General features: G+C 59.2%; 7 protein-coding genes. 6 read left to right on the forward strand and 1 reads right to left on the reverse strand.

Features of this window, described 5'->3' with window-relative positions; genetic code table 11:
• On the forward strand, positions 1–313 hold a 313-nt coding region (locus tag ABJK70_RS17590), incomplete at its 5' end, for an AIR synthase-related protein (protein WP_347258623.1).
• Between the two features lie 166 nt (positions 314–479).
• On the opposite strand, the gene ABJK70_RS17595 is transcribed toward ABJK70_RS17590, so the two are convergent.
• On the reverse strand, positions 480–1,145 hold the full coding sequence (locus ABJK70_RS17595) for a class I SAM-dependent methyltransferase (protein ID WP_077732256.1): 666 nt from the start codon (positions 1,143–1,145) through the stop codon (positions 480–482).
• A gap of 207 nt (positions 1,146–1,352) precedes the next feature.
• Between ABJK70_RS17595 and ABJK70_RS17600 the strand changes: the two genes are divergently transcribed.
• The 5 genes from ABJK70_RS17600 to ABJK70_RS17620 all read left to right on the forward strand — a co-directional run bounded on the left by ABJK70_RS17600 (position 1,353) and on the right by ABJK70_RS17620 (position 7,017).
• The gene (locus ABJK70_RS17600; protein WP_077732257.1) at positions 1,353–2,399 is read left to right on the forward strand and encodes a VIT1/CCC1 transporter family protein; all 1,047 of its coding nucleotides are present in this window, start codon (positions 1,353–1,355) and stop codon (positions 2,397–2,399) included.
• 214 nt (positions 2,400–2,613) lie between these two features.
• Positions 2,614–3,471: a DUF2231 domain-containing protein gene (locus tag ABJK70_RS17605; protein WP_156880868.1), complete on the forward strand. Its 858-nt coding sequence runs from the start codon at positions 2,614–2,616 to the stop codon at positions 3,469–3,471.
• 337 nt (positions 3,472–3,808) lie between these two features.
• Entirely contained in the window at positions 3,809–4,057 is a 249-nt protein-coding gene (locus ABJK70_RS17610) for an OadG family protein (RefSeq protein WP_077732259.1), read from the forward strand.
• Positions 4,058–4,087: 30 nt separating this feature from the next.
• Complete coding sequence (oadA, locus tag ABJK70_RS17615; protein ID WP_347258624.1) at positions 4,088–5,881, forward strand: sodium-extruding oxaloacetate decarboxylase subunit alpha; 1,794 nt, start codon at positions 4,088–4,090, stop codon at positions 5,879–5,881.
• Positions 5,882–5,889: 8 nt separating this feature from the next.
• Positions 5,890–7,017, forward strand: a complete 1,128-nt coding sequence (locus tag ABJK70_RS17620) for a sodium ion-translocating decarboxylase subunit beta (protein ID WP_077732261.1) — start codon at positions 5,890–5,892, stop codon at positions 7,015–7,017.
• Positions 7,018–7,072 lie beyond the last annotated feature (55 nt).

A 7,072-nucleotide genomic window follows, 5' to 3' on the forward strand; every position in this document is an offset into this window, starting at 1 on the left:
GAGGGATGCCGGGTTCGATATGGAGCTGAACGAGGACGCCATACCGGTCGCCGCGCCGGTACGGGGCGCGTGCGAAATCCTCGGTTTCGACCCGCTCTACGTGGCCAACGAAGGTCGCATGGTCCTTTTCGTTCCGGCGAGCGCCGTAGGCCGGGCGATGGATGTGCTGCACGCCCATCCTTTGGGGCGCGATGCGTCTCTCATCGGGCGGGTCGGCGCGGCGGGCGAAGGGCGAGTCGGCCTGCGCAACCCGTACGGCATCGTCCGCGTACTCGACCTTCCGAGCGGCGAACAACTGCCGAGGATCTGTTGAGTGCTCGCTAGTACTCAGTAAGTAGCCCGGATGCAACGCAGTGAAATCCGGGAAGGTCGGAGCACCGATCATCCCGGATTCAGCAAGGCTTCATCCGGGCTACGCTGGCGGAAGTTAGGTCTCTCCTTCTTGCCCGTCGCGCCAGGGTAGAGATGGCCAACCGCCATCAGCCCCAAGCGCGCCCTGAAAAAAGAGCCACGCATCCAACGACCTCGACGGAAACCTCGCGAAACCGCTGATTAAGCGCCGCCTTCAGTCCGTCCAGACTGTCGTGCGCGTTCGACATGATTCCCTTCTTGTTGTAGATGTCCATGAGGCGCTTCGCGAATCGACTTCGCGGAACGCCGCCCTGGAGCAGGGTCGAACCGAACAGGACCGCACCGGGATTCATCAGCGCCTTGAGGTGATCGAAAGCGACCGCCTTGGATTCGATGGGCCCCGGAAGGCAGTGGAGCAGGTAATTGATCCCGACCGAATCGAATTTCGGCTCGTCGATGGATATGGGTGCCAGGACGTTGCGGACATAGGTTTCCGGCTGATATCGGGCGATGCGCCGGGAGGCGAAATCCAGCGAGGTCTCGTTGAGGTCCATCAGTGCAACGCGCGGTACCAGCATCGGAAAGCGGCACTTATCCACAAAATAGCCGGTGCCGACGCCGACATCCAAATGATTCGCCGTGACGTGTTTGTTGTAATGCTCTACGAGTCGCTGAGTTGGGCACTTCCAAATCAGTCGGTTGGATAGCCCGAGCACGGCAAGGTCGTAGATTTTCAGGATAGGTCGGGTATAGACGGCCTGGCCGGCGTGAATCTGGTCTGCGGTAAAGCTCATTGCTCTTGTCTCCCTGTTGTGAATCCCGCACTCAAATCGGGACGATCGACCGGCTTGAGCTCGAGTGATGACTCGGCCTTCAAACGAAGATACATCCCGGATGTCTTCTCGTCCTCAGAGTCGGTATTATGCCCATGGAGGCTGTGCAACGAACAAGGTTTTACGCCGACGCCCGTCCCACACCGATATTCCCATCATTCCAGACCCATGTCCCTTCTCAACAGTTGGTTTCAGGAAAAGCAATCAGCCTGGTTGTATCGCGTGATCGCCGCCGCCGAGAACAATCGCCGGATGCGGCGTTTGTTTCGCAAGCTCGCCGAACAGGCCGACACTCAAGCTGCGCTTTGGGAGAGCCGTTTGAAGGCGGAAGGTTCCGCGTTGCCGCCTTTCAAGCCGACGCCGCGGGCCCGATTGATCGGCCGCCTGGTTCGGGCGTTCGGCCCGAAGGCCCTGCGCCCGGTTCTGGCCAGCATGAAGATCCGGGGGCTTTCCGCCTATTCGGGCCAAGGGCTGGAGACACGCCATGCGATGCCCACCAGCGCCGAAGATGTAGGCCGGCGCCATAAAGGGGTGGCCGGCGGCAACCTGCGGGCGGCCGTATTCGGCGTCAACGACGGACTGTTGTCGAACACCAGCTTGATCTTGGGTATGGCCGGAGCGAGCACGGGGACCGGGATGGTGGCGATGGCCGGCATCGCCGGTTTGTTGGCCGGCGCTTTGTCCATGGCGGCGGGGGAGTATGTGTCGATGCGGTCGCAGCGGGAGTTGTTCGAATACCAGATCGATCTCGAACGGGCGGAGTTCGCGATGTTCCCGGAAGAAGAAGTCGAGGAGCTGGCGGTCATTTATGCGGCCCGCGGCATGAGTTTGCAGCAGGCGCGCCGCGCCACCCGACAGATGATGAGCGACCCGGAAAACGCCCTGGATCTTCTGGCGCGCGAGGAACTGGGCGTAAATCCTGACGATTTGGGTTCGCCCTGGGGCGCCGCGTTGTTCTCTTTTCTGGCATTTTCAGGGGGCGCGAGCATCCCGCTCATCCCGTTTCTCCTGGGGTTCGACATGCATAGAGGCGTTCAGATCGCGGGTCTCTCAGCCGGAGTCAGTTTGTTTGCAATCGGGGCATGCTTGAGTCTCTTCACCGGCCGGAGTGCTCTGTTGGGCGGTCTGCGCATGGTGCTGATCGGCGGCATCGCCGGCATCGTGACGTATGCCATCGGTTCATTGATTGCCCCAGGTGCGCCGGGCCTGACCTGATGAGCGATCCAGCGCGACGTTATACCCGGTGTGGGCTTTTCAGATTCCATATCGATAAGGAGATCGCGGACGGAAAACGAAGCGAAAGTGGGGTACGGTTTCGATTCCAGGCGTTCTCTGCGAAACTTGTTTTAAGAAAGGGCGACTAAGAAAACGTCTCCGACAGTTCGGCAACGACCCCATTTGACCTTCAACTCAGTATTCGGAAGCGATCATGTTCAATTTTCCAGGTCCGGATTTGATCGGACACTTCATATCCCCCGCCGTGCACGGAGCCGGCGACGGAAATGGCGGCGGATTCCTAATGGTTGTCGAGAGCGCGCTCGACACCGTGTCTCGGACGCTCGAGTCCGGATCTTCCGGCAATCCGTTTGCCGGCATCGAGGCGCTGGGAACCAATTGGCACCCGCTAATTGTCCACTTTCCGATCGCTTTTCTGACCGGTTTTTTTCTGCTCGAGCTCATAGGCGTGGTGCTAAGACAGCCGGGTCTGCGGCATGCTGCAAGCTGGATGCTTTATTTGGGGGCTTTGGGCGCCATCGCGGCCGCTGTCGCAGGTTTGATCGCGGAAGACACCGTTCCCCACGGCAGCACCGTACACGACATCATGGAATGGCATGAAAGGCTGGGATTGACAGTGGCAGGTTTGTCATCGACCCTGGCCATTTGGCGCCTCTTCAGTAGGGAACGATTTTCCGCCATGGGTCAGGCTTTACACTTGTTCCTGGGAGCGATCATCCTCGCCGGCATCGTTTTTGCCGCGGACTTGGGAGGATTGATGGTTTACCAGCATGGTGTCGGGGTAAAAAGTTTACAGGTCGCAGACGACCACCATCATGACGATGGTCACGAGCATCGCCCAGCCGGCTCGGACATGGCTTTGGATGCTCATCGCGAACCGGATTCCGAGGAGGCCGTGCATATCCATGACGAACCGCCCTCCGACGAAACTGCGCATGCCCATGACAAACCGGCCTCCGACGAAACTGCGCATACCCACGGCAAACCCGGTTCCGACAAGGCAGTTCATACCCACGGTAAACCGCATTCCGGCAAGGCTCTGGCGAAATAATCCAAACTGTCTAAACCGGAATTTCTGGCCGGAGGACGAGCGGGGCAGGGTACCAGGGTTCAAGCAACCTCTGCCGATAGCACTCGGTCGGCGCGACCGATAGGGCCATGGCCGAAATCCGTAATTCTCGCAGCAATCGGAAAGCCGTCGGCGGCGGTTCTGCCGGCCCCACGGCGAATTAATCTCACCCGAGCCCGCCTCGCTCGCAAGGCCGAGTATCCCTGTGCAGTCAAGCGCTCCGGGACTCGGGAGTTGCTGCAATTCCGTGACAATCCCGTTCGACTTTCGCCGGTTTGCACATTATCATTCGTCCGTTTGCTCAAAGCTTTTGCGAGACATGGAATATTCAATAGCCGAATTGCTGCTTTCCGGTATCAAGCTCATGCTGATCGGCATGACGATCGTGTATCTCTTTTTAGCGTTGCTGGTCTGGGTAATCGGTATTACATCGAAATTGCTCAATCGCTACGTACCCGAACCGGAACACGCTCCAGGCGCTTCTGTCCAGGCCCCGGATGTCGAGTCGGATCAATCCGAAATCGTAGCCGCCATAACGGCGGCCATTCACCGGTACCAGAATCAATAACATACAGAGAAGAACTTAGGAGTTTGTTCCATGGCTAACCCCTTAGGCATAACCGACGTCGTTCTGCGCGACGCGCATCAGTCCCTGTTGGCTACCCGTTTGCGGCTCGAGGACATGCTGCCGATTTGCGACAAGTTGGATCAAGTCGGTTTCTGGTCGCTCGAAAGCTGGGGGGGAGCGACCTTCGACGCCTGCATTCGTTATTTGGGCGAAGACCCGTGGGAGCGTTTGCGCGCGCTCAAAAAGGCGCTGCCTCGTACCCGACTGCAAATGCTGCTGCGCGGGCAGAACCTGCTCGGCTATCGTCATTACGCCGACGACGTGGTGGACAAGTTCGTCGAGCGGGCGGCGGAAAACGGCGTGGACGTGTTCCGCATCTTCGACGCGTTGAACGACCTGCGCAATTTCGAAAGAGCCATCAAAGCGACGATCAATGCGGGCAAGCACGCCCAGGGCACCATCTCTTACACCGTGAGCCCGGTGCATACCATCCCGATGTGGGTCGACTTGGCGAAACGCCTGGAGGACATGGGCGCGCACTCCATCTGCATCAAGGACATGGCCGGACTCTTGAAGCCTTATGTAGCCGAGGAACTGATCAAGAAGCTGAAAAAGGCCGTCAAGGTTCCGATTCACATGCAGTGTCATGCGACGACCGGGCTCAGCACTGCGGCCATCGTCAAGGCGGTGGAAGCCGGCATCGATAATGTTGACACCGCGATCTCGTCGATGAGCATGACCTACGGCCACAGCCCCACCGAAGCCATCGTGGCGACCTATCAGGGGCATAAGCGGGACACCGGTCTGGATCTGCGCCTTCTTGAAGAGATTGCCGCTTATTTCCGCGAGGTCCGGAAGAAATACGCCAAGTTCGAGGGCAGCCTGAAGGGTGTCGACAGCCGCATCCTGGTGGCGCAAGTTCCCGGCGGCATGTTGACCAACATGGAAAGCCAGTTGAAAGAGCAGGGGGCTCTGGACCGCTTCGACGAAGTGTTGGAAGAGATTCCGAGGGTTCGCGAAGATTTGGGCTTCATTCCGCTGGTTACGCCGACTTCGCAGATCGTCGGAACCCAGGCCGTGATCAACGTGCTGTCGGGCGAGCGCTACAAAACGATTGCCAAGGAAACCGCCGGCGTGCTCAGGGGCGAATACGGGGCGACGCCTGCTCCGGTCAATAAAGAGTTGCAACAGCGGGTGCTCGAAGGTTCCGAGCCGATTACTTGCCGGCCGGCGGACCTGCTGGAGCCAGAAATGGACAAGCTGACGGCGGAACTCAGGAAAATGGCTGCCGAGCACAAGGTCAATCTGACGGAAAACGAAGTGGACGACGTGCTGACTTACGCGCTCTTTCCCCAGATCGGTTGGCGCTTCCTTCAAAATCGCGGCAATCCTTCGGCTTTCGAGCCGGCGCCGGGAACGGAAGAGACTCCGAAGTCCGAAGCTCCGAGAGCCGAAGTTACGCAGGCGGCGGCATTCTCGGACGGGGCCAAGGCCTATACCGTCACGGTCAACGGCAGGGTTTATCACGTCGAGGTCGCTCCGGGAGGTGCCATCACGTCGGTGCAACCTGTCGCGGGTTCGACCGTGCAGCCCGCCGTTCGCATCGGTACGGGGGAAGCGGTGAAGGCACCTATGGCCGGACATATTCTTCGGATCAACGTCAAGGAAGGCCAGACCGTTACGGAAAGCGAGGTCGTGGTGGTGATGGAAGCCATGAAGATGGAAACCGAGGTTCGCACGCGTGTAGGCGGAACGGTGGGCCACATCGCGGTCAAGGTCGGCGATACCGTCGCGGCCAACGATGTCTTGCTGACCCTGGGATGAGGTAACCGATGGAGGGTTTCATCCAGCTTTGGCAAAGCACCGGATTGTCCAATTTCCAGATTGGCCAGGTGCTCATGATGGGCGTCGGCTTTCTCCTGATTTTCCTGGCTATTCGCAAGGGTTTCGAGCCGCTGCTCCTGCTTCCCATCGGATTTGGCGCCGTGTTGAGCAATATTCCGGTAGCCGGTATCGCAGAGGAGGGGGGGCTGCTGTCGTATCTTTACTACGGCATTAAAACGGGAATTTTCCCACTGCTCATCTTCATGGGCGTCGGGGCGATGACCGACTTCGGGCCCATGCTGGCGAACCCCAAGACCCTGCTCTTGGGAGCGGCCGCGCAATTCGGCATCTTCGGAACCTTGTTCGGGGCATTGGCGCTGAACCTGGTTCCGGGCCTCACCTTTTCTTTCAAGGATGCCGCAGCCATCGCCATCATCGGCGGAGCGGACGGGCCCACGGCGATTTACGTCGCCTCCAAGCTTGCGCCGGAACTATTGGGCGCGATCGCGGTGGCGGCTTATTCCTACATGGCTTTGGTGCCCCTGATTCAGCCGCCGATCATGCGCGCCTTGACGACGTCCGAGGAGCGCTTGATCGAGATGGCGCAGCTTCGGATCGTCAGCCGCAAGGAAAAGATCATTTTTCCGGTGGTCTTGCTGATCCTCACCGCGATGTTGCTGCCATCGGCCGCGCCTTTGATCGGTATGTTCTGCCTGGGCAATCTGATGCGCGAATGCGGCGTCGTCGAGCGTTTGAGCAAGACTGCACAGAACGAGCTGATCAATATCGTCACGATCTTTCTGGGGCTTTCGGTCGGATCGAAACTGAGCGCGGCGCAGTTCTTGCGGCCGGAAACCTTGGGCATTCTGGTACTCGGAGCCATCGCCTTCAGCTTCGGCACCGCGTCCGGTGTGCTCATGGCGAAGATGATGAATAAGTTCAGCGAAAACAAGGTCAATCCTCTCATCGGCGCGGCCGGCGTTTCGGCGGTGCCGATGTCCGCTAGGGTAGCCAACAAGGTCGGGCAGGAGAGTAATCCGTACAACTTCCTGCTCATGCACGCCATGGGGCCGAACGTGGCCGGAGTCATCGGTTCGGCGGTGGCGGCCGGCGTTCTCTTGGCTTTGGTCCAGTAACCGCGGTTCGCCGGAGACTTGTTCACGGCGGTCCTGCTCTAGAACTTTTCCGGTT

This window comes from Methylocaldum sp., from assembly GCF_039794385.1.
GTDB lineage: Bacteria > Pseudomonadota > Gammaproteobacteria > Methylococcales > Methylococcaceae > Methylocaldum.